A 2,880-nucleotide genomic window follows, 5' to 3' on the forward strand; every position below is an offset into this window, starting at 1 on the left:
AGAGCACTGTCTCGTCCTGGCCTGACCCCGCACCGGAACGGAAACGAAGCTGATGCATCACGACGTGATCGTGCTCGGCGCCGGTCTCGCCGGGCTCTCGGCCGCCAGGGACCTGGCGGCCGCCGGCACCGACGTGCTCGTCCTGGAAGCCCGGGACCGCGTCGGCGGCCGGGTCGAGCAGACCCGGACACCCGACGGCCGCACCGTCCAGCTGGGCGGCGAAGTGGTCGGCCGCGGGCACACCGCCTATCTCCGACTCGCCGAGGAGCTCGGCCTGGAGCTGGTCCCCAGCTATGTCGAGGAGCCCGGCCGTATCACCCGGGCCACGCCGGAGGGCAGCTCGGCCGGCGAGCCACCGCACTGGTTCGGACCCGGGGACGCAGCCCTCCACGAACGGCTCGGTGCGGAGTTCACCGCGCTGGCCGCCACGGTCGACCCCGACGACCCCTGGTCGCATCCGGACGCCGCCGTTCTGGACCTGCTGTCCGTGGCCGACTGGCTGCGCTCCCGGGACGCCACGCCGACCGTGGTGCGGCTGTGGGACATCGGCCAGCTCGCCCTGGCCGGGGGCTCCTACGAGCGGATCTCCCTGCTGGCCGCGTTGCGCAAGAGTGCGGCGGTCCCCGGCTCGGGCACGGGCGACTACGACTACGACGACTGGGAAGGGCTGCGGCTGGCGGCGGGGTCGGCGACGCTCGCCGAGGTCATGGGCCGCGAGCTGGGCCCGCGCATCCGGCTCGGCTCCCCCGTCGCCGCCGTGACGACACGCCCCGGCCGCAGTGCCGTGCGCCTGGTGACCGGCGAGGTGCTCACCGCCGGGGCCGTGATCAGTGCCCTTCCCGCGGGTCCCCTGCGGTCCGTCGCGGTCAGCGGCGTGAGCGAGGCCCGCCTCGCCTCCCTGCACCGGCAACGCCACGCGACGGCGGCGAAGTTCGCCGCCGTGTACGAGCGTCCCTTCTGGCGGGACAGCGACCTGAACGGCCTGTCGGAGTGCGAGGGAGTGCTGGGCAGCACGTGGCCGCAGAGCGAGGGCGTCCTGTCGGCCCTGATCCCGCCCGAGCGCTACGGCGTCCTGATCGGCACCCCGCCCCACCGGCGCACCCCCGAACTGCTCGGCGAGATGGCCGCCCTGTTCGGTGACGAGGCGCTCCGGCCGACCGCCTGTCACCTGCGGCTGTGGGGCACCGATCCATGGACGCAGGGTTATGTCACCCAGTGGCCGCCGGGCGAGGTCATGGCGGTCGGCCCGCTGCACGGCACCCATGAACCGCCGTTCTACGTCTGCGGCTCCGACCAGTGGGTCGCCGGATACATGGAGGGCGCGGTGCGCACCGGCCGGGCCGCCGCCGAGGAGGCCCTGCGCCGTGGCTGACACCGAACGCCTGACCACCGTCCTCAACCACATCGACGGCAAGGACCTGCCGGCCCTCTCCGGGGCCACCGCGCGGCTGATCGACCCCGCCACCGGACACGAGCACGGCACGGCCCCGCTCTCCGGTCCGCAGGACGTGGACGCGGCCTGCCGGGCCGCCCAGGAGGCCCTGCCCGGCTGGTCGGCCCGGACTCCGGCCGAGCGGCAGTCCACGCTGCTGCGCATCGCCGGCGCCCTGGAGCGGGAGGCGGATGCCCTGACGAACGCCGAGGTCGCCGACACGGGCAAGCCGCGTGCCCTGTTCCTGGCGGACGAACTGCCCGCGATCGTGGACGTGCTGCGGTACTTCGCGGGGGCCGCCCGGAACCTGCCGGGCGCCGCGGCCGCCGAGTACACGCCGGGCCGCACGTCCGTCCTGCGGCGCGAGCCGGTCGGCGTGTGCGCCCAGATCACCCCGTGGAACTATCCGCTGATGATGGCGGTGTGGAAGGTCGCTCCCGCGCTGGCCGCCGGCAACACCGTCGTCCTGAAGCCGTCCGACACCACGCCGTCGTCGGCCGCGCTGCTGGCCCGGCTGGCCGCCGAGCACCTGCCGCCCGGCGTGCTCAACGTGGTGTGCGGCGACCGCGACACCGGACGCCGCCTGGTCGCCCACCCGCACGTCCGGCTGGTCGCCGTCACGGGCAGTGTCCGCGCCGGGCAGGAGATCGCCGCGGCCGCGGCCGGCGACCTCAAGCGGCTCCACCTGGAACTGGGCGGCAACGCACCGGTTCTGGTCCACGAGGACGCCGATCTGGACGACGCGGTCGAGCAGTTGTCGTCGCTGGCCTTCTACAACGCGGGCCAGGACTGCACGGCCCCCGCCAGGATCCTGGTCGACCGCCGGGTCCACGACACCTTCCTGGAACGCTTCGCCGACCGGTCCGCAGGGCTGAGACCCGGAGCCCCGGACGACATCGACGCCGCCTTCGGTCCTCTCGCGAATGCCGCCCAACTGGCCTCGGTGAGCGGTCTGTTGGAGCGACTCCCGGACCACGCCGGCATCGTCACCGGTGGCGTGGCCCTGGACCGTCCCGGCTACTTCCACCAGGCCACGGTGGTCGCCGGAGTCCGGCAGGAGGACGAGATCGTGCAGAGCGAGGTGTTCGGCCCGGTCGTCACCGTGCAGCCCTTCTCCGACGAGTCCGAGGCCCTGCGCCTGGCGAACGGCGTCGTCCAGGGGCTCGCCGCGAGCGTGTGGACCCGCGACCACGACCGCGCCATGCGCGCGAGCCGCGCGCTGCGCACGGGCATCGTCTGGGTCAACACCCACGGCACGACCGTCTCCGAGATGCCCCACGGCGGCGTGGGCCACTCCGGCTACGGCAGCGACCTCTCCCTGACCGGCCTGCTCGACTACACACAGGTCAAACACGTCATGCTGTGACGCCGACGCATCCTGGCGCGGGTACACCGCCCCCGGGACATCCACCCCGCAGAAGCAATCTCACTGCAGTCCCCAAACCACG

Annotated in this window: 2 protein-coding genes; both read left to right on the forward strand. The window is 73.8% G+C overall.

Annotated features, from left to right (window positions below; translation table 11 throughout):
* Nucleotides 1-52: 52 nt before the first annotated feature.
* On the forward strand, nucleotides 53-1,372 hold the full coding sequence (locus AB0H32_RS47630) for an NAD(P)/FAD-dependent oxidoreductase (RefSeq protein WP_361135780.1): 1,320 nt from the start codon (nucleotides 53-55) through the stop codon (nucleotides 1,370-1,372).
* Nucleotides 1,365-2,798 (forward strand): aminobutyraldehyde dehydrogenase, encoded by a 1,434-nt coding sequence (locus AB0H32_RS47635; protein WP_361135783.1) that lies wholly within the window; start codon nucleotides 1,365-1,367, stop codon nucleotides 2,796-2,798. Before AB0H32_RS47630 ends, AB0H32_RS47635 begins: the two co-directional genes overlap by 8 nt.
* Nucleotides 2,799-2,880: the final 82 nt, after the last annotated feature.

It is taken from the genome of Streptomyces sp. NPDC020362, from assembly GCF_040642095.1.
Lineage (GTDB): Bacteria > Actinomycetota > Actinomycetes > Streptomycetales > Streptomycetaceae > Streptomyces.